Origin of the sequence: Prosthecodimorpha hirschii (assembly GCF_001305515.1) — a bacterium.
GTDB classification, from domain to species: Bacteria; Pseudomonadota; Alphaproteobacteria; order Rhizobiales; family Ancalomicrobiaceae; genus Prosthecodimorpha; species Prosthecodimorpha hirschii.
In genome coordinates, this window is the sequence record NZ_LJYW01000001.1 from 2,136,507 (window position 1) to 2,156,066 (window position 19,560).

General features: G+C 69.2%; 15 protein-coding genes. 5 read left to right on the forward strand and 10 right to left on the reverse strand.

Annotated elements, in window-relative coordinates:
* Positions 1-131: 131 nt before the first annotated feature.
* The 5 genes from ileS (at position 132) to ABB55_RS09420 (ending at position 7,791) form a co-directional block, all read left to right on the forward strand.
* Positions 132-3,128 carry an isoleucine--tRNA ligase gene (gene ileS / locus ABB55_RS09400; protein WP_054358578.1) on the forward strand — a complete coding sequence of 999 codons (2,997 nt, stop codon included), beginning with the start codon at positions 132-134 and terminating at the stop codon, positions 3,126-3,128.
* A gap of 80 nt (positions 3,129-3,208) precedes the next feature.
* Entirely contained in the window at positions 3,209-3,709 is a 501-nt protein-coding gene (lspA, locus tag ABB55_RS09405; RefSeq protein WP_054358579.1) for a signal peptidase II, read from the forward strand.
* A 137-nt stretch (positions 3,710-3,846) separates the two neighbouring features.
* Positions 3,847-4,464: a hypothetical protein gene (locus tag ABB55_RS09410; protein WP_054358580.1), complete on the forward strand. Its 618-nt coding sequence runs from the start codon at positions 3,847-3,849 to the stop codon at positions 4,462-4,464.
* A 431-nt stretch (positions 4,465-4,895) separates the two neighbouring features.
* The gene (locus tag ABB55_RS09415) at positions 4,896-6,401 is read left to right on the forward strand and encodes a M16 family metallopeptidase (protein WP_244472009.1); all 1,506 of its coding nucleotides are present in this window, start codon (positions 4,896-4,898) and stop codon (positions 6,399-6,401) included.
* 58 nt (positions 6,402-6,459) lie between these two features.
* On the forward strand, positions 6,460-7,791 hold the full coding sequence (locus tag ABB55_RS09420) for a M16 family metallopeptidase (protein ID WP_054358581.1): 1,332 nt from the start codon (positions 6,460-6,462) through the stop codon (positions 7,789-7,791).
* Positions 7,792-7,956: 165 nt separating this feature from the next.
* Here the strand turns inward: ABB55_RS09420 and ABB55_RS09425 are convergent, their stop codons facing one another.
* From ABB55_RS09425 to xdhC, 10 genes are all read right to left on the reverse strand, one after another.
* Positions 7,957-8,559 carry a transglutaminase-like cysteine peptidase gene (locus tag ABB55_RS09425; RefSeq protein ID WP_054358582.1) on the reverse strand — a complete coding sequence of 201 codons (603 nt, stop codon included), beginning with the start codon at positions 8,557-8,559 and terminating at the stop codon, positions 7,957-7,959.
* Positions 8,560-8,979: 420 nt separating this feature from the next.
* Positions 8,980-10,281: a guanine deaminase gene (guaD, locus tag ABB55_RS09430; protein WP_054358583.1), complete on the reverse strand. Its 1,302-nt coding sequence runs from the start codon at positions 10,279-10,281 to the stop codon at positions 8,980-8,982.
* Between the two features lie 11 nt (positions 10,282-10,292).
* The gene (locus ABB55_RS09435; protein ID WP_054358584.1) at positions 10,293-11,558 is read right to left on the reverse strand and encodes an allantoate amidohydrolase; all 1,266 of its coding nucleotides are present in this window, start codon (positions 11,556-11,558) and stop codon (positions 10,293-10,295) included.
* Positions 11,559-11,577: 19 nt separating this feature from the next.
* A complete protein-coding gene (gene uraD / locus ABB55_RS09440; RefSeq protein WP_054358585.1) occupies positions 11,578-12,090 on the reverse strand; it encodes a 2-oxo-4-hydroxy-4-carboxy-5-ureidoimidazoline decarboxylase in 513 nt (170 codons plus the stop codon).
* A 13-nt stretch (positions 12,091-12,103) separates the two neighbouring features.
* Positions 12,104-13,285 (reverse strand): urate hydroxylase PuuD, encoded by a 1,182-nt coding sequence (locus ABB55_RS09445; RefSeq protein WP_054358586.1) that lies wholly within the window; start codon positions 13,283-13,285, stop codon positions 12,104-12,106.
* Positions 13,286-13,719: 434 nt separating this feature from the next.
* Positions 13,720-14,799, reverse strand: a complete 1,080-nt coding sequence (locus ABB55_RS09450) for a BMP family ABC transporter substrate-binding protein (RefSeq protein ID WP_054358587.1) — start codon at positions 14,797-14,799, stop codon at positions 13,720-13,722.
* Positions 14,800-14,958: 159 nt separating this feature from the next.
* Positions 14,959-15,873: an ABC transporter permease gene (locus ABB55_RS09455; RefSeq protein ID WP_054358588.1), complete on the reverse strand. Its 915-nt coding sequence runs from the start codon at positions 15,871-15,873 to the stop codon at positions 14,959-14,961.
* Positions 15,866-16,951 carry an ABC transporter permease gene (locus ABB55_RS09460; protein ID WP_054358589.1) on the reverse strand — a complete coding sequence of 362 codons (1,086 nt, stop codon included), beginning with the start codon at positions 16,949-16,951 and terminating at the stop codon, positions 15,866-15,868. The genes ABB55_RS09455 and ABB55_RS09460 overlap by 8 nt, the downstream gene beginning before the upstream one ends.
* Complete coding sequence (locus ABB55_RS09465; RefSeq protein WP_054358590.1) at positions 16,941-18,545, reverse strand: ABC transporter ATP-binding protein; 1,605 nt, start codon at positions 18,543-18,545, stop codon at positions 16,941-16,943. The genes ABB55_RS09460 and ABB55_RS09465 overlap by 11 nt, the downstream gene beginning before the upstream one ends.
* Positions 18,546-18,547: 2 nt before the next feature.
* Positions 18,548-19,456 carry a xanthine dehydrogenase accessory protein XdhC gene (xdhC, locus tag ABB55_RS09470; protein ID WP_083463488.1) on the reverse strand — a complete coding sequence of 303 codons (909 nt, stop codon included), beginning with the start codon at positions 19,454-19,456 and terminating at the stop codon, positions 18,548-18,550.
* Positions 19,457-19,560 lie beyond the last annotated feature (104 nt).

Sequence of the window (19,560 nt, forward strand, 5' to 3'; positions counted from 1 at the left end):
GGCTTCGTCCGGGCGCGATTGATCGCGACCGGCCGAAGTCCGGGACCTGCGTGCCGACACCCGACCTCCCCGCCGGCCCTTTGCGGCTCGTCCGCCGCGGCCGGCCCGTCCCGATCGCTTCGAGAAGACCGATGACCGAAACCGCCGCACCCGCCGCCCGCGACTATTCCGAGACGCTTTTTCTGCCCGTCACCGATTTCCCGATGCGCGCCGGCCTGCCCGAGAAGGAGCCGCAGATCCTGGCGCGCTGGGAGAAGGGCGACCTCTACCGGCGCCTGCGCGAGAAGGCCAAGGGCCGGCCGCTGTTCGTGCTGCATGACGGCCCGCCCTATGCCAACGGCAACCTGCATATCGGCCACGCGCTCAACAAGATCCTGAAGGACGTGATCACGCGCGCCAAGCAGATGGACGGCTTCGACAGCAACTACGTGCCGGGCTGGGACTGCCACGGCCTGCCGATCGAATGGAAGATCGAGGAGCAGTATCGCGCCGCCGGCAAGAACAAGGACGAAGTGCCGATCGTCGAGTTCCGCCAGGAATGCCGGCAGTTCGCCGAGCATTGGATCGGCGTGCAGGCGGCCGAGTTCAAGCGCCTCGGCGTGACCGGCGATTTCGCCGATCCCTACACCACCATGGCGTTCCGGGCCGAGGCCGTGATCGCCGCCGAACTGCAGAAATTCGCCGTCTCCGGCCAGCTCTACCGCGGCTCCAAGCCGGTCATGTGGTCGGTGGTCGAGAAGACCGCATTGGCCGAGGCCGAGGTCGAGTATCAGGATTACCAGTCGGATACGATCTGGGTGAAGTTCCCGGTTCGAAACACATTGCAGATCTCTGATTACACATCAGGAACGCTGCTTCCTGCTGTCAAAGGTCCGGTATTCCCAGCAAGATTGACAGGTGCCTCCGTCGTCATCTGGACCACCACTCCCTGGACCATCCCGGGCAACCGGGCGATCTCCTTCTCGTCCAAGATCGAATACGGCCTCTATGAGGTCACCGAGGCGCCCGAGGGCAACTGGGCCAAGGCCGGCGACCGGCTGATCCTGGCCGACAAGCTCGCCGACGAGGTCCTGAAGCAAGCCAAGGCGACGGCCTGGGAGAGGCGTGCCGCCGTGCCGGCCGAGGTGCTGGCGGGTCTCGTCTGCGCCCATCCGCTGGCCGCGCTCGGCTACGGCTTCCAGGTGCCGCTGCTCGACGGCGACCATGTCTCCGACGATGCCGGCACCGGCTTTGTTCACACCGCGCCCGGTCACGGTCGCGAGGACTTCGAGATCTGGACCCACAATGCCCGCGCACTCGCCGCCCGCGGCATCGATACCGCCATCCCGTTCACGGTCGACGACGACGGCTTCCTGACCCGCGAGGCGCCGGGCCTCGAAGGCCGGCGCGTGATCACCGACAAGGGCGAGAAGGGCGACGCCAACGGCGCCGTGATCGCGGCATTGATCGAGGCCGGCGCGCTCCTGGCGCGCGGACGGCTGAAGCACCAGTATCCGCATTCCTGGCGCTCCAAGAAGCCGGTCATCTTCCGCAACACGCCGCAATGGTTCATCCACATGGACCGCGACATTGCCGGCGCGGGCGACACGCTGCGCGCCCGCTCGCTGAAGGCGATCGGCGAGACCACCTTCTATCCGCCGCAGGGCCAGAACCGGCTGCGCGGCATGATCGAGGCGAAGCCCGACTGGGTCGTCTCGCGCCAGCGCGCCTGGGGCGTGCCGATCGCCGTGTTCCGCCACCGCGAGACCGGCCGCCTCGCGCCGGGACCGGAGTTCGACCGCAACGACGAGCTGATCGGGCGCATCCGCACGGCCTTCGAGGCCGAAGGTGCCGATCCCTGGTTCACGCCGGAGGCGCGCGAGCGGTTCCTCGGCGGCCTCGTCAACGATCTCGACGCCTGGGAGAAGGTCACCGACATTCTCGACGTGTGGTTCGATTCCGGCTCCACCCACGCCTTCGTGCTGGAGAAGCGCCCGGACTTGAAATGGCCGGCCGACATGTATCTCGAGGGCTCGGACCAGCATCGCGGCTGGTTCCATTCCTCGCTGATCGAGAGCTGCGGCACGCGCGGCCGCGCGCCCTACGATTCCGTGCTGACCCACGGCTTCGTCATGGCCGAGGACGGGCGCAAGATGTCGAAGTCGCTCGGCAACATCGTCGCCCCGCAGGACGTGATCAAGACCTCCGGCGCCGACATCCTGCGGCTCTGGGTGGTGACCTCCGACTATGCCGACGATCTGCGCATCGGCCCGGAGATCATGAAGACCAATGCCGAGGCCTATCGGAAGATGCGCAACACCCTGCGCTGGATGCTGGGCACGCTGGCCCATCACGATCCGGCCGCCGAGGTTGCGCTCGCCGACATGCCGGAGCTGGAACGCTCCATGCTGCACCGGCTCTGGGAGGTCGGCGAGGCGGTGCGCGAGGGCTATGCCGGCTATGACTTCAAGCGCGTCGTCAACGCCTTGATGAACTTCATGGTGGTCGACCTGTCGGCCTATTATTTCGACATCCGCAAGGATGCGCTCTACTGCGACCCGCACTCCTCGGTGCGCCGGCGCGCGGCGCTGACCGTGGTCGACCGCCTGTTCGACGCGATCGTCACCTGGCTCGCCCCGATGCTGCCCTTCACCATGGAGGAGGCCTGGACGCTGCGCCACGGCGATCCGGAGCGTTCGGTGCATTTGGAACTGTTCCGGGCGCCCGACGCCGCCTGGCGCGACGACGCGCTCGCCGCCCGCTGGGCGCGCATCCGCCGGGTGCGCCGGGCGATCACCGGCGCTCTGGAACTGGAGCGCGCCGCCAAGCGGATCGGCTCCTCGCTCGAAGCCGCACCGGTCGTCCATATCGCCGATCCGGACCTCCTCGCCGCGGTCGCCGGCATCGATCTCGCCGAGATCGCCATCACCAGCGGCGTGACGGTCGCCGCCGGCGAAGGCCCGGCGGCGGCGATCCGCATCGACGAGGTCGCCGGCGTCGCCGTCGAGCCCGCCCGGGCCGAGGGCCGCAAATGCGCCCGGTCCTGGAGGATCACGGCGGATGTCGGCAGCGATCCGGACTATCCGGACCTGACCCCGCGCGACGCGGCCGCGATGCGCGAGTGGGAAGCCCGCCGGGCCGCCGCCTGACCCGACGGCCCGCAAAGGCCCTCCCCCCTTCGCGTCCCGACCGGGCGCGGAGGGCTTCCGACGACCGACCGGAGCCCGCCATGTCGCCCCGCCTTCTCGGCCTGATCGTCGCCGCCCTCGGCCTCGTGCTGGACCAGGCGAGCAAGCAATATGTGCTGAACGGGATCGAACTGGGCGTCAACGGCCCGGTCCGGGTCGCGCCCTTCGCGGAGTTCCGGCTGATCTGGAACTACGGCATCTCCTACGGCCTGTTCCGGCAGGAGGGCGATCTCGGCCGCTGGCTGCTGGTCGCCCTGTCGGTCGCCGCCTCGGTGGCGATCCTGGTCTGGATGGCGCGCAGCCCGTCGCGCCTCGTCGCCGTCTCGCTCGGCCTGATCCTCGGCGGGGCGATCGGCAATGCCATCGACCGCGCGATCTACGGCGCGGTGATCGACTTCGTGCATCTGTTCCTGCCGGACCGGTCGCTGTCCTGGTATGTGTTCAACCTCGCCGACATGTGGATCGTTGCCGGTGTGGCCGGGCTCCTGTATGACATGACCTTCCATGGCCCCAAGAGCGCCACAAAGTCGGGCTCTTCGTGAGACGTGATTTTGATCGGCGGACGAACGGGAGTCGGTCGCCATCGACGCATCGGCAACGGTGGCGTCGCAACGACCATCCGGACCGCGACACGGTCCGGGCGACCTGCCTGGGGCGGGCCGAACAGCAGGGATAGCGCATGATCCACCTGATCCGTCTCGCCCGACCTGCGGTCCTGGCCGGCCTCATCGCACTCGGCGGCTGCGCCAGCGCGACCAACGGCTTCGAGGACGAGCAGACCGGCGAACAGCGCGACACCAACCTGGTCAAGGGCTTCATGGCCGGCATCGGGGCGATCGACCCGAGCGAGAAGGCGGTCGAATACAAGCCGCGCTCGCCGCTGGTCGTGCCGCCGAAGCGCGACCTGCCGGCGCCGCAGGATGCCGACACCGCGCTGTCGCGCAGCAATTTCCCGAAGAACCCGGAAGACCGCCAGCGCGATCTCGACAAGATCAGCCGCGACGATCCGGACGCGTCCAAGACCTGGACGCCGGATCAGTTGGCCAAGTACAAGCTGGCGAGCCGGCCGGCCGGCACCTCCGGCGGCCCGGGCGACACCTCGCGCCGGCTGACGCCGGACGAGATGGCCGGCCAGTTCAAGGTCAACCGCGAGGCCATCGCGGCGCGCGAAGGCCGCAACAAGGGTCTGACCGACCTGCCGAAGGACTATCGGACCCCCTCGCCCAAGGCCCCGGTCGATCCGGAAGCCGCCGAGCAGAAGTCGAGCAGCTGGAAGCCGACCTGGTGGCCGCTCTGAGCGGCGCCACCGCAGCGATTCGTGACCGGTTCTCGAATGTCGATCGCGCCGCCCCCATGGCAGCGGACGGGCTCGGCTGCCTGCCCTGCCGGGCGTCGACGCGACTTCGGGCCCTGCGATCGCCGCAGGTTCGCTGCGGCGCGCGGCCATCGACGGCGCGCGGTTGGGCGGCATGGCCCAGCGCGACGCGGGTCTTGCGCGTCCGGCCCCGGCGATCCGTCCTGCCCGTCCGACCGTAGAGTGAGGCGAACCGACGCCGGGCGGGTCCCGCAGGCGCGACCGGCCCCCGGGTGACCGAGGGGTCACGCAAGCGTGACGCGGCCGATGGCACCGAAAGGTCACGCAAGCGTGACGCGGCCGGCATAGGCACTCGATTGACTGTCGCTATAGTGTTGCACCGACCGAACCCGAGACTTCGAGGACAAAGCCCAGTGACGCAACCGGTCTCCGTGCCCGATACCGTCCGTCCGCTCCGCGCGCGCCTCGCCGCCGCGCTCCTCACCGCCGCCCTGGCCGGCCTGCCGATCCCGGCCGGTGCCGACACGGCGTTGCAGGGCAGCGCGACGGCGACCGCCGCGAATGCGCTTCCCCCCGCCCCCGAGATCGGCGGCAACGTCACCAGCTTCACGCTCGCCAACGGGCTGCAGGTCGTGGTCGTGCCCGACGCCCGCGCGCCGGTCGTCACCCACATGGTCTGGTACAAGGTCGGCTCCGCCGACGAGCCCAAGGGCAAGTCCGGCATCGCCCACTATCTCGAACATCTGATGTTCAAGGGCACGCGCGACAATCCGGCCGGCGCCTTCTCCAAGAAGGTCTCGGAGATCGGCGGCCAGGAGAACGCCTTCACGTCGAACGACTATACGGGCTACTTCCAGCGCGTCGCCAAGGAACACCTGCCGCTGATGATGCGGCTGGAGGCGGACCGGATGGCCAACCTGCAGCTGGTCGAGGCGACCGCCAAGCCCGAACTTCAGGTCGTGCTCGAGGAGCGCTCGCAGCGCACCGACAACGATCCTTCCGCGCAGCTCGGCGAGGCCATGGAGGCGACGCTCTATCAGGCGAGCCCCTACCGCATTCCGGTGATCGGCTGGCGCCACGAGATCGAGCAGCTGACCTACAAGGACGCCATGGCGTTCTACGATCTCTGGTACACGCCCAACAATGCGGTGCTGATCGTCGCCGGCGACGTGGACCCCGCCAGCGTGCGCAAGCTCGCCGAGGAGACCTACGGCAAGGTGGCGCGCCGGGCCGAGCCGGGCGTGCGCATCCGGCCGACCGAGCCCGAGGCCCTGGCCAGCCGGACCGTCACGCTCGCCGACGAGCGCGTCAACCAGCCGAGCCTGCGCATGGCCTGGGTGGTGCCGTCCTACCGCACCGCCGCCAAGGGCGAGGCCGAGGCCATCGACCTCCTCGCCGAAGTGGTCGGGTCGGGTCCGACCAGCCGGCTCTATCGCGAACTGGTCATCGAGAAGGGGCTCGCCGCCTCGGCCGGGGGCTACTACCAGTCGACCGCCTGGGACGACACCAAGATCATGTTCTATGCGACGCCGCGCGACGGCGTCACCCTCGACCAGCTCAAGGCGGCCGTCGACGAGGTCCTGGCCGCCGTCGTCCGCGATGGGGTCAACGAGGCCGAGCTCAACCGCGCCAAGCGCAAGATCGTCGCCAACGCCATCCACGCCCAGGACAGCCAGGCCTCGCTCGCCCGCATCTTCGGAACGGCGCTGACCACCGGATCGACCGTCGAGGATGTGCGCACCTGGCCGGCCAAGGTCTATGCGGTCACCCCCGACGACGTGAAGAAGGTCGCGACCACCTATCTGCGCAAGGACATCGCCACCACCGCCTTCCTGGTTTCCGCCCCGCCGACGGGCAAGAAGCCGACCGCCCGCGCGCAATGGCCGGTTGCCGGTCCGGGTTCCGGCGCGATCCGCTGACCGGATCGCCCCCCGCTCTCTCGCCCCGCGCCGCAACGACCACAAGGAACGATCCGGCATGATGTCCGTCGTCCGCCACATCCGCCGAGCCACCGGCGCCCTCGCCCTCGCCGCCGGCATCGGCCTGTCGGCGCTTGCCGCCGGCCCGGCCGAGGCGGTCCAGATCCAGCGCGTCGTCAGCCCCGGCGGCATCGAGGCCTGGCTGGTCGAGGAGCAGGCGGTTCCGCTGATCGCCGTCAACTTCGCCTTCAAGGGCGGCAATGCCCAGGACCCGGACGGCAAGGCCGGCCTCGCCAATCTCCTCTCGACCCTGCTCGACGAGGGCGCCGGCGAGATGGACGGGCAGACCTTCCAGGGCCGTCTCGAAGATCTGTCGATCCGCCTCGCCTTCGAGGATTCGCGCGACGCCTTCTACGGCGAGATGAAGACGCTGTCGGCGCATCGCGACGAGGCCTTCGACCTGCTCCGCCTGTCGCTGACCAAGCCGCGCTTCGACGACGACGCCGTCGAACGGATGCGCGTGCAGGCGATTTCGGGGCTGCGCCGCGAGAAGCGCGATCCGGACACCGTCGCGAGCCGGCTGTGGGCCCGGTCGATCTTCCCGAACCATCCCTATGGCCGCCCCGCCAACGGCGACGAGGCCTCGGTGGCGGCGATCACCGGCCAGGACATTCGCGACTATCATGGCCGCGTCTTCGCCCGCGACGGGCTCAAGATCGGCGTGGTCGGCGCGATCGATGCCAAGACGCTGGCCCCGCTGCTCGACCGCGTCTTCGGCGACCTGCCGGCCCGCCAGCGCCTGACGCCGGTCGCCGAGGTCGCCCCGCTGTCCGGGCTGACCGTCTCCGAGACCATCCCGAACCCGCAGACCGTGATCCGCCTGTCGGCCGAAGGCCTGAAGCGCAAGGATCCGGACTTCATCGCCGCCTATGTGATGAACCACATCCTCGGCGGCGGGTCGTTCTCGTCCTGGCTCTACACGGAGGTGCGCGAGAAGCGCGGGCTGGCCTATTCGGTCTATACCTCGCTCGCCCCCTACGACCATGCCGGCATCTTCTACGGCGGCCTCGGGACGCGGGCCGATCGGGCCGCGGAGAGCATCCGGGTGATCCGCGACGAGATCAAGCGGATGGCGGAGGTCGGCCCGACGACGGCCGAACTCGACAAGGCCAAGTCCTATCTGACCGGCTCCTATGCGCTGCGCTTCGACACCTCCGACAAGATCGCCGGCCAGTTGCTCGCCATCCAGATGGACGATCTCGGCATCGACTATATCGACAAGCGCAATGCGCTGATCGAAGCCGTCACGCTCGCCGACGTGAAGCGGGTCGCCGCCCGGCTGCTGTCCAAGCCCCTGACCGTCGTCACCGTCGGCCCCGGCGGCAGCTGAACCGCCGAAGACCCGGACAATCGACAAGGAAAAAGCCCGCCGCTCGGTCAGAGAGCGGCGGGTTTTTTTGAGTGTCTGTGGGGACTCTTGCGGCCGGTATGCGCTTCTGCGGCGCGGCCGATCGACGGGATGTCGGCCTGAGGTCGGTCCGGCTCTTCTTGTTGATCAGATGCTGCGCCAGAACTGCGGATTGGCCCCGGACTGCATCGAAAGCCAGCGGATGTCGGTCTGCCGCCACGGCCGGATGTCGTCGGTGCGGTTGTCGAGGACGTAGTCACCCTTGTCGGTCCTGGCGATCAGCACCGCGTGGCCTTCGCCGCTGGGCAGGCGTCCGATCGCCAGGCGCAGCGCCGAAGCCGGCCAGCCGGCCGCGATCAGGCGGTGACGCTTGGTGATGGCGAAGTCCTCGCAATCGCCGGCCCTGGGCTCCAGGCTCCACTGGTCGATCACGCCGGGGCCGGATCGGTCGTTGAGCGGGATGATCGCCCGGTTGACGGCCGTGTTGATCGTCCGAAGCGCGGCGAAGCGGCCGCCGGTCATCGAGACCCGCGTCACATGGACCAGGCTCGGCTTGCGGCACTCGGCCGGGCGGGCCTGACAGAACATCACGTGCCCCATCGGGCTGACCGACCAGCCACCTTCCCGGATCAGGCCGGCCCGGACCTTCTTGAAGTGGGTCCCGGTGCCCGCAAGGTTGAGCGCCTGGACGGTCCCGGACATTGCCCAAATGGCGGTGGCGGCAGCAATGAGAACTTTGGCCTTGCGCATCGTCGAAATTTCCCGCTTCGATGCGCGGAGGTTTATCTACAGTATTCATCGAATTCAATATTAATGAAATTTCGGAAATCGATGAGTTAATTACAAATCGAACACATTTAACGACGATCTGCGAGGAAAGTGTGTAATGCTTTCTGTTCGCTCCGGCTCTCTTCATTTCCATGTCTTGTGTTAAGAAGAAACATTCCAGAACGACTGACTACAATTTCCGCACGGCTATTTTTCGGGCACGACAGATGCGGACGGCCGGAGCCGCACCGGAGGCGCGCGGAGGCGCCGAAACCGGCAAGCCCGTCCGGCATCCCCGTCCGGCGGGCGCCGGCACGCAGCCGCCAGCCGGCAGGCAGCCGCCGGCCGGGCCTCTCGGCTCGATGATGGGAGATCGGACGCCGACCGCTCAGGTAGCCGGCGTCAGCCGGCGCGGGCGAAGCGCTTGCGGCCGGCCACCCAGGTGCCGGCCACGGCGCGGTCGTCGCCGAGCACCGCAAGGGCGAAGAGACGATCCTCGACACTTTCGGAGAGATCGTCGCGGGCGGCCAGCACCGGCGTCGCGCGCGGGTCGAGCAGGACGATATCGGCCCACTTGCCGGCCTCCAGGCTGCCGATCTCGGCATCGAGATGCAGCAGGCGGGCATTGGCCAGCGTGGCCAGATAGAAGGCGCGCGCGCCGGCAAGGTGGCGGCCGGCCAGCATGGCGACCTTGCAGGCCTCGCCCATGGTGGTCAGCATCGAATAGCTGGTGCCGCCGCCGACATCGGTCGCGAGTCCGAAGCCGACCGGGCGCGCGGCGGCGCCGACATGGCCGAGATCGAACAGGCCGGAGCCCAGGAAGGTGTTCGAGGTCGGGCAATGCACCAAGGCCGAGCCGGTCGCCGACAGGCGCCGGCACTCGTCGTCGGACAGGTGAATGCCATGGGCGAACAGGCAGGTCGGGCCGACCAGACCGAAGCGCTCGTAGACCGCCGTATAGTCGCGATCGTTCGGGAACAGGGCGCGGACGGTCTCGATCTCGCGCCGGCTCTCCGACAGGTGCGTCTGCATCAGGCAGTCGGGATGGGCCTTGAGGAGCGCGCCGGAGGCTTCGAGCTGCGCCTCCGTCGACGTGATGGCGAAGCGCGGGCTGATCGCGTAGCGCAGGCGGCCGCGGCCGTGCCAGCGCGCGATCAGGTCCTCGGTGTCGCGCGCGCCGCTCTCGGCATCGTCCAGCACGACCGGCGGCGCGTTGCGGTCCATCATGGTCTTGCCGGTCGCCAGCGCCATGCCGCGCCGCTCTGCCGCTTCGAACAGTGCCTCGGCGGCGCCCTTGTGGACCGACGAGAAGGCGAGCGCCGCGGTGGTGCCGTTCGAGACCAGGCGGTCGAGGAAGATCTCCGCGGCGACCTCGGCATGGCTGCGGTCGGCGAAGCGGCCCTCCTCCGGGAAGGTGAAGCGCGACAGCCAGTCGAGCAGGTCGCGGCCGGGGGCGGCCAGCATCCGGTATTGCGGAAAATGGATATGCGCGTCGATGAAGCCGGGGGCGAGGATCATCTCGCCGAAATCCTCGCGCGCCGTGATGGCGAGGCCGGGCGGCAGTTCGGCGAGCGGACCGGCCCAGGCGATGCGGCCGTCGTCGCCGATCGCGATGGCGCCGTGCTCCTCCCAGCGCAGCGCGCCGCTGCCGTCGATCTCGGGATCGCCGGTGAAGGACAGGGTGCGGCCGGTGAGGAGCTTCATGGCACTATCCTTCAGGCGGCGTGGCGCGCCGCCATGCCGGCGACGAAGCGGATCATGGCCTCGACCGCCAGACCCAGATCGGTGACGCTGGTGAACTCGGCCGGGTTGTGGCTGATGCCGCCGCGCGAACGGACGAACAGCATGGCCGACGGGAAGGCGCGCGCCATCGCCATGGCGTCGTGGCCGGCGCCGGAGGGCAGGCGGCGGGTCGATTCGCCGAGCGAGGCGACCGCCGCGGCGAGCCCGGTCTGCAGGTCCTCGTTCATCGGGCAGGTCGGCACGTCGGCGAAGCGCTCGAAGCGGATCTTGACGCCGCGGCGCTGGGCGATCTGGTCGGCCTCGTAGCGGATGCGCTCGATGGCGGCCAGACGCGGCGCGTCGGCGCTGGCCCGGATGTCGAGCGTCGCCTCGACCTCCGACGGGATGACGTTGGTGGCGCCCGGCTTCACGTCGACCCGGCCGATCGTGGCGACCAGGTTGGCGGTGCCCTCGCGCGTCGCGCGCTCGATGAAGGTGGCGAGTTCCGCCAGCGCCGCGAAGGCGTCCCGACGCAGGCCCATCGGCACGGTGCCGGCATGGCCGGCCTCGCCGGTGATCAGGATGCGGAAGCGCGACTGGCCGGCGATCGAGGTGACCACGCCGAGCGGCTCGCCCTGATGCTCGAGCACCGGCCCCTGCTCGATATGCAGCTCGACATAGCCGATCACCGAACCCGGCGGGATGACCGCCTCGCGGATGCGCGCCGGGTCGCCGCCATGGGCGCGGAGCGCGTCGCGCAGCTTGACGCCGTTGCGGTCGGCCGTGTCCAGCCACTCGCCGCGATAGGTGCCGGAGACCGCGGCGGAGGAGGACAGCGAACTCGGAAAGCGGACGCCCTCCTCGTCGCCGAAGGCCAGGACCTCCAGTCCGAACGGCAGCGCGATGCCGCGCGCGCGCAGCTCCTCGACCACCATCAGCCCGGCGACGACGCCGAGATTGCCGTCATATTTGCCGGCATCGATGACCGTATCGATATGCGAGCCGATCAGAAGGCGCCGGTTGGCCTGCGGACCCGGGGCCGCAGGGGCCAGGAAGCCGCGCACGGTGCCGATCGCGTCTTCCGTCACGTCGAGACCGCGGTCGCGCATCCAGTCGGCGACCTGATCGGCCGCGCGCCGGTGGGCGGGCGAGAGATAGAGCCGCGTGATGCGGCCGGGCTCGTCGGTGATCGCGGCCAGACGGTCGAGCAGGTCGAGCGTCCGGGTTCCGAGATCGTGGATCATCATCATGTCGGCCATGGCGGGCTCTTCGAAGGGCTCAATCGGGCGAGACCCGATCCTCGATGCGGAAGCGGAAGATTCGGGCGATCTGTCCGAGCGCGTTCTCGAATTCCACCGCCGGCGCATTGCCGACGCGCTCGGCGAAGGATTCGAGGATGCGGTGCTTGGTGGCGCCCTTGACGGCCAGGATGAAGGGGAAGCCGAAGCGGGCGCGGTAGCGATCGTTCAAATCGGTGAACCGTGCATATTCCTCGTCCGTCAGCGTGTCGAGGCCGGCGCCGGCCTGCTCCTTCACCGAATCCGCCGCCATGCTGCCGGCCCGCGCGGCCCGGCCGGCGAGATCGGGATGGGCGTTGACCAGCTTCAGCTGCAGGCTGCGCGGCGCCGTGCGCACGGCTTGCGCGAAGGCCAGCACCATCGCCTCGCGCGAGGCGAACGGGCGCAGCGCACCGGCCGCCTCCGCCACCCAGGGCGAATGTTCGGCCACGTCGCCGAAGCGATCGACGAAGCTGTCGATCGGCAGGACGTTCACGTCGGAAAGGCTGATCACCGGATCGCGGCCCTCACTGGCGGGCGACCCAGGCGCCGAGCGTGCGGCGCTCGTCGTCGGTCATCCCGGTCTCGTTGCCCAGCGGCATCACATCGGACTTCACGGCCTGCTGGTCGATCAGCACCGCATAGCGGCGGATGTCCTCGATCGTCTCCAGCATGACCCCCTTCGGCGGCTCGCCGAAACCCTCGTGGCGCGGCTTGGCGGCATGGCACATGGTGCAGTGCTTCGCGGTGATCCTGATCACGTCCTGATCGCTCGCCGCAAGCCCCGCCAGCCGCGGATCGGTCTTCGGCGCGGTCAGCCAGAGCGCCCCGACGAGACCGAGCGCGGCGAGGCCGAGCGCCCAGGCGACCTTGGCGACCGGATCGCCGGCCTCGTGGCGGACCATGAAATGCCGGACCATGCCGCCGACAATCAGGATCAACGCCACCACCGCCCAGGCCTGCGGATGGCCGGTCAGCATCGAATAGTGGTTCGAGACCATCATCAAGAGGACCGGCAGGGTCAGGTAGGTGTTGTGCACCGAGCGCTGCTTGCCGATGGCGCCGTATTTCGGATCGGGCGCCTCGCCCTTCAGGAGCGCGTCGACGATCTTGCGCTGGTTGGGGATGATGATCATGAACACATTGGCGGCCATGATCGTGCCCACGAAGGCACCGACATGGATCAGCGCGCCGCGGCCCGAGAAGACCTGGCTGAACGCCCAGGAGGCCGCGACGATCATCAGGAACACCGTTGCCGCCAGCAGGGCGGTGTTGCGGCCGATCGGCGACCGGCAGACGGCGTCATAGACCGCCCAGCCTGCGGCCAGGCCGGCGACCGAGATCGCGATCGCCTGCCAGGGGGCGAGCGCCATCACCTTGGGGTCGATCAGAAACGCCTTGGCGTTCCAATAGTATTGCACGATCAGCAGCGCGAAGCCGGACAGGAAGGTGAGATAGGCTTCCCATTTGAACCAGACGAGATCGTCCGGCAGCGCCTTCGGGGCGACCAGATACTTCTCGACATGATAGAAGCCGCCGCCATGGACCTGCCAGACGGTGCCGTAGACGCCCTCGTTCATGCGCTCGCGTTTCCGAAGCGTCACGTCGAGGCCGATATAGTAGAAGGAGGCGCCGATCCAGCCGATGCCGACGACCATGTGGAACCAGCGGGTCAGGAGATTGAGCCAGTCGGCGGCGAAGGCTTCCATGGGCGGGTCCGTCCGGGAGGATCGCGGTCCGGCGGATGCCGGCGCGCGTGGGGCCTAGCAAGTTTCGTGCATGGCGCTGCGGCAGGGTGTGCGGGCGCGGGTCGTTCGGGTGCCGGAGGACCCGGCGGACGGTCGGCGCGGCGCCGGATCGGGACACGGCCGGCCCGCCGGTTCGCCGGACACGTGGCACGTCGGACACGCAGCACGCCGGACCGGCGGTCCGCCGATCGGGCGGTTCCGAGGCCGGGGCCGGCGCCCCGGGGTCGGCACGCGCTGCGGGCCGGGCGGGCCGACATCCCCCAGCGCGAAAGGTGCCGCAGATCGGTCCGGGCGACCCTCGATCGCCCGTCCGGAGCGGATACCCGCATCCCGTCGCGGTTCCGGGCATCGGCAGGCATCGGCGGGCGTGCGGACGCCCGCCGATCCGGTCGGCCTTACTGCGGCAGCTTGTCGTCGATGCCCTTGACGTACCAGTTCATGCTCAGGATGGCCGGATCGTCGAGTTCCTTGCCGGCCGGGATGACCTGGCTGCCGTCCTGCTTGAAGATCGGGCCGGCGAAGGGCTTCAGCGTGCCGGCGGTGATCTTGGCCATGGTGCCCTCGGCGAGCGCCTTCACGTCGGCCGGGACGTTCTGGATCGGCGGCAGCACGACCATGCCTTCCTTCATGCCGTCCCAGGTGTCGGTCGACTTCCAGGTGCCGTCGAGCACGGCCTTGACGCGCGAGATGTAGTAGGGATCCCAGTCGTCCGTGATGGCGGTGATCTGGGCCTTCGGAGCGAACTTGGCCATGTCGGAGGACTGGCCGAAGCCGAGGATGCCCTTTTCCTGGGCGACCTGCAGCGGCGCGGTCGAATCCGTGTGCTGGACCAGGATGTCGGCGCCCTGGCTGACCAGAACCTTGGCCGCATCGGCTTCCTTGCCCGGATCGTACCAGCTGTTCACCCAGACGATCTTGACCTTGATGTTCGGGTTGACCGACTGCGCGCCGAGCATGAAGGCGTTGATGCCGGAGACGACTTCCGGGATCGGGAAGGAGACGATGTAGCCGACCGTGTTGGTCTTGCTCATCTTGCCGGCGATCTGGCCGATCACGTAGCGGCCCTCGTAGAAGCGCGCCGAGAACGTCGCGACGTTCTTCTCGCGCTTGAAGCCGGTGGCATGCTCGAAATAGATGTTCGGATACTTCTTCGCCACCTTGATGGTCGGATCCATGAAGCCGAACGAGGTGGTGAAGATGATCTTGTTGCCGTCGCGGGCGAGGCGCTCGATGGCGCGCTCGGCGTCGGGACCTTCCTGGACGTTCTCGACATAGGTCGTCTGGACCTTGTCGCCGAGCGCCTTCTCGACCGCCTTGCGGCCGAGGTCGTGCTGGTAGGAATAGCCGAAGTCGCCGACCGGGCCGACATAGACCCAGGCCGCCTTCAGCTTCTCGGCCGCCTTCGCGGCACCGGCCGCCAGTCCACCCGCCAGGCCGAGCCCGAGCGCGGCGGCGATCGCCACAAACCTCTTCATCCGAGTACCTCCGTAACCCTCGCGGCCCCTCTCTTTCGTATCAGGCCTCCGCGCCGGGCCGCAGCCGCGGGGCCTTCTGACCGTAACCCGGCTAGAGGTTCGATCGAGACGGATGGTACCCAACCGTCTCGTGAATCCGAACCACGAACGCTTCGACCGCTAGCGGTCGGGCACGAAGCTCTGACCGAGGCAGGCGGGCGTGTTGGCGCGCATGACCAGCCGGTTCTTCGAGATGATCACAAGCGCCAGGATGGTGACCAGATAGGGCAGCGACGACAGGAACTGGGCCGGAATGCCGAGCCCCATGCCCTGCGCGGCGAAGCCCAGGATGGTCACCGTGGCGAACAGATAGGCACCGACCATCGCGCGCCAGGGCAGCCAGGAGGCGAACACGACCAGCGCCAGCGCGATCCAGCCGCGCCCGGCGGTCATGTTCTCGACCCATTGCGGCGTGTAGGCGAGCGACAGGTAGCCGCCGCCGAGCCCGGAGGCCGCGCCGCCGAACAGGATCGCCCCGTAGCGCACCGCGATCACCCGGTAGCCGAGCGCATGGGCCGAGCCGTGATTGTCGCCGACCGCGCGCAGCACCAGCCCGATCCGGGTGCGGAACAGGACATGGCCGACGACCAGCACCAGCACGACCGAGAAATAGACCAGGATGTCCTGCCCGAACAGGATCTTGCCGACATAGGGCAGGTCGGTCAGGCCCGGGATGTCGAGCTTCTGCAGGCGCACGCCCGGCTGGCCGACGAAGCGCTCGCCGGCCAGCCCCGAAAGGCCGATGCCGAACAGCGTCAGGGCGAGGCCGGTGGCGACCTGGTTGGTGACCAGCGTCTGGGTCAGCACCGCGAACAGGAGCGCAAGCGCCATGCCGGCGAGCGCCGCCGCGACGACGCCGAGGAGCGCCGATCCGGTCATCAGCGCGACGCCGAAGCCGGCGACCGCCCCCATCACCATCATGCCCTCGACGCCGAGATTGAGCACGCCGGACCGTTCGGTGACCAGTTCGCCGATCGCCGCCAGCAGGAGCGGCGTCGCGGCCGTGATGATGGTCAGGATGGTGGCCTCAAGCATGCGCGCGCGCCTCCGCCGGAGCCCGGCCGACCAGACGGATCCGATAGAGGATCAGCGTGTCGCAGGCGAGGATGTAGAAGAGCAGGATGCCCTGGAAGACCCGGGCGGTCTTGTCGGAGATGCCGAGCCCGACCTGCGCGGCCTCGCCGCCCAGATAGCTGACCGCCAGCACGATGCCGGCGAAGATCACGCCGATCGGATTGAGCCGGCCCAGGAAGGCGACGATGATCGCCGTGAAGCCGTAGCCGGGCGAGATGTTCGGCTGCAGCTGGCCGATCGTCGAGGCGACCTCCATGATGCCGGCGAGACCGGCGAGGCCGCCGGAGAGCAGGAAGGCGAACACCACCATCCGCTCCGACGAGAAGCCCGCGAAGCGGCCGGCGCGCGGCGCCTGGCCGAGCACGCGGACCTCGAAACCCTTCAGCGTGCGGCTCATCAGGACGGCGAGCAGGACCGCGATCACGAGCGCGATGGCGGTGCCGAGATTGACGCGGCCGTCGCCGATCACCGGCATGGTCTGCCAGCCGTCGAAACCGACCGATTTCGGGAAGTTGAACCCCTTCGGATCGCGCCAGATGCCGCGCACCAGCCAGTCGAGCAGGAGTTGCGAGACATAGACCAGCATCAGGCTGGTCAGGATCTCGTTGGCGCCGAAGCGGACCTTGAGCAGGGCCGGGATCGCGCCCCAGACCATGCCGCCGATCGTGCCCAGCACCAGCATGGCGACCAGCGTCGAGGGGTCGTTCCAGCCGTTGAGGAGGATCGGCACCGCCGCACCGAAGATCGCCCCCATGGTGAACTGCCCCTCCGCGCCGATATTCCAGACATTGGCGCGGTAGGCGATCGACAGGCCGACGCCGATCAGCACGAGGGGCGTCGCCTTGACGATCAGTTCCTCGATCGACCAAAGCGAGGTGAACGGCTCGATGAAGAAGACGTAGAGGCCCTTCAGCGGATTGATGCCGGCCAGCGCGAAGATCAGCCCGCCGGTGACGACCGTCAACGCCACGGCGATCAGCGGCGAGGCCCAGGCGAAGATCTCGGCGCGCTCCGGCCGTTTCTCCAGTTCAATGCGCATGGCCGTCCGCCTCCCTCAGCCGCTCCGCCGTCTCGACCGCGGCACTGTCGCCATGGGCGCCGCCCATCAGGAGCCCGAGCCGCTCCATGGTGACCAGATGCGCGTCGTAGGCCGGCGACAGGTGGCCGCGCGAGATGACCGCGATGCGGTCGGATATCTCGAAGATCTCGTCGAGATCCTGGCTGATCACCAGCACGCCGGCCCCGTCGGCGGCGAGATCGAGCAGGGCCTGCCGGATCAGCGCCGCCGCGCCGGCATCGACCCCCCAGGTCGGCTGGTTGATGACGATCAGCACCGGCTTGCGGTCGAGCTCGCGGCCGACCACGAATTTCTGCAGGTTGCCGCCGGACAGCGCGCGCGCCTCCGGATCCGGCTTGCCCTTGCGCACGTCGAAGGCGTCCGAGACGCGCTTGGCGGTGCCGCCGGCCTCCGCATAGTCGAGCAGGCCCGAACCTGAGCGACCGCCGCCCGGGCCGGTCGAATGGCGCGTCAGCACGACATTCTCTGACAGCCGGAAGCCCGGCACCGCGCCGTGGCCGAGCCGCTCCTCCGGCACGAAGCCGGCGCCGAGCCCGCGCCGGGCGGTCACGCCCTGGTCGCCGCAGGGCTTGCCGTCGAGCAGGACGGCCTCCGCCCGCGCCACCGGCCGCTCGCCCGAGATGGCATCGAACAGTTCGGACTGGCCGTTGCCGGCGACGCCCGCGATCGACACCACCTCGCCGGCGCGCACCTCCAGCGACACGCCGACCAGCGGCACCGCGAAGGGGCCGCTCGGCGGCAGGTCGAGCCGGTCGAGCTTCAGCCGGGTCGGCCCGTCGATGCGCCGGCGCGACGGCCGCACCGCATGGACCTCGGACCCGACCATCAGCCGGGCGAGGCTGGCGGCGGTCTCGTTGCGCGGGTCGACGCGGTCGACCACCTTGCCGTGGCGCAGGATGGTGGCGGCATGGCAAAGCCGCTTCACCTCCTCGAGCCGGTGCGAGATGTAGAGGATCGCGCAGCCCTCGCGCGCCAGCCGTTCCAGCGTCAGAAACAGCTGGTCGGCCTCCTGCGGGGTCAGGACCGCGGTCGGCTCGTCCATGATCAGGAGCTTGGGCTCCTGCAACAGGCAGCGGACGATCTCGATGCGCTGGCGCTCGCCGACCGACAGGTCGGCCACCACCGCATCGGCCCTGAGCGGCAGGCCGTATTCCTTCGAGACCGTCTCGATGCGCGTCGCCAGCGCCGCCATCGCGGTCGGCGGCAGCGCCAGGGCGATATTCTCGGCGACGGTCAGGGCCTCGAACAGCGAGAAGTGCTGGAACACCATGCCGATGCCGAGCCGGCGCGCGGCGGCCGGATTGGGGATCGCGACGCGCTCGCCCTTCCAGCGGAACTCGCCTTCGTTGGGCTGCAGCGAGCCGTAGATCATCTTGACCAGCGTCGACTTGCCGGCGCCGTTCTCGCCCAGCAGCGCATGGATCTCGTGCGGCTTCAGCGCCAGGTCGACATGGTCGTTGGCGACCAGCGTCGAGAAGCGCTTGGTGATGCCGATCGCCTCCAGGAGATAGGGTCCGGGCGCGCCGGTCGCCGCTTCCGGGCGTTCCTCCACCATGGTCACGACGCCCGTCCTCCCCCGACACTGGCCAGAAGCGGCTCCGAGCGCCGCTCTCCGACCGCCTTCAGCCGCTCGTCGGCCACGATCAGTTCAACCGCCGTCGCCGCCGCGATCACCGCCGGCAGCTTGGATTTCGGCCCGGTGGCGCCGATCGGGCAGATCAGCCGGGCGATGGCGGCCGGTCCATGGCCGACCTCGCGCAGCCGATTCTCGAATCGCGCCCGCTTGGTGGCCGATCCGATCACGCCGACATGGGGGAAGCGAGTCCCATGAAGGGCGGCATCCACGATGGCGAGATCGAGCGCATGGTCGTGCGTCATGACCAGCACGAAGGCGCCGTCGGCGACCTGATCGAGCACCGCGACCGGATCGGCCGGACGCACCAGCGTCACGTTGCCGGGCACGGCCCCCGGAAAGGCGTCCGGCCGCGGGTCGACCCAGACGACCCGGAACGGCAAGGGCGCCAGGGCCAGCACCAGCGCCCGCCCGACATGGCCGGCCCCGAACAGAACCAGATCCCGCCGCGCCTCGCCGAAGGTCTCGACGACCCGGTCGCCCTCGATCGCCGCCGCCGGATGCTCGCCCTCGACCACCATCCGCGCGAGCCCGTCGGCACCGATCCGCCCGACCGTCGCGAACGGCCCCGCCGCCTCGCGCGCGGCGAAGTCCCGGACCCGCGCCAGATCACCCGCCGCGAACAGCTCCACCGCCACCCGCACATGCCCCCCGCAGCACTGCCCCAGCTGCGGCCCGAGCGCAAAGGACAGGATCCGAAACCGCGCGCTCCCCTGCCCCGCCGCACCACCCGCCGACCCCTCGGTTTGTCCCCCTTCAAGATCGAACCCACCGGCTCCTTCCCCTTCTCCCCCCCTGGGGGGAGAAGGGAAGACGCAGAACGATCGCTCCATTCCTCTTCGAGCTCAAAGTCCCCGGCCCCTTCCCCTTCTCCCCCCAGGGGGGGAGAAGGTGCCCGAAGGGCGGATGAGGGGGTCGATGCGGCGGCTGATCCGAC

Bases quoted from the DNA above. Each gene is read 5' to 3' on its own strand.
- guaD (WP_054358583.1), bottom strand. From the start codon at position 10,281: ATGAAGCTCCTCACCGGCCGCACCCTGTCCTTCACCGGCGATCCCGAG.
- lspA (WP_054358579.1), top strand. From the start codon at position 3,209: ATGTCGCCCCGCCTTCTCGGCCTGATCGTCGCCGCCCTCGGCCTCGTG.
- ABB55_RS09450 (WP_054358587.1), bottom strand. From the start codon at position 14,799: ATGAAGAGGTTTGTGGCGATCGCCGCCGCGCTCGGGCTCGGCCTGGCG.
- ABB55_RS09425 (WP_054358582.1), bottom strand. From the start codon at position 8,559: ATGCGCAAGGCCAAAGTTCTCATTGCTGCCGCCACCGCCATTTGGGCA.
- ileS (WP_054358578.1), top strand. From the start codon at position 132: ATGACCGAAACCGCCGCACCCGCCGCCCGCGACTATTCCGAGACGCTT.
- ABB55_RS09460 (WP_054358589.1), bottom strand. From the start codon at position 16,951: ATGCGCATTGAACTGGAGAAACGGCCGGAGCGCGCCGAGATCTTCGCC.
- ABB55_RS09445 (WP_054358586.1), bottom strand. From the start codon at position 13,285: ATGGAAGCCTTCGCCGCCGACTGGCTCAATCTCCTGACCCGCTGGTTC.
- ABB55_RS09465 (WP_054358590.1), bottom strand. From the start codon at position 18,545: ATGGTGGAGGAACGCCCGGAAGCGGCGACCGGCGCGCCCGGACCCTAT.
- ABB55_RS09435 (WP_054358584.1), bottom strand. From the start codon at position 11,558: ATGGCCGACATGATGATGATCCACGATCTCGGAACCCGGACGCTCGAC.
- ABB55_RS09420 (WP_054358581.1), top strand. From the start codon at position 6,460: ATGATGTCCGTCGTCCGCCACATCCGCCGAGCCACCGGCGCCCTCGCC.
- ABB55_RS09410 (WP_054358580.1), top strand. From the start codon at position 3,847: ATGATCCACCTGATCCGTCTCGCCCGACCTGCGGTCCTGGCCGGCCTC.
- xdhC (WP_083463488.1), bottom strand. From the start codon at position 19,456: ATGGAGCGATCGTTCTGCGTCTTCCCTTCTCCCCCCAGGGGGGGAGAA.
- ABB55_RS09455 (WP_054358588.1), bottom strand. From the start codon at position 15,873: ATGCTTGAGGCCACCATCCTGACCATCATCACGGCCGCGACGCCGCTC.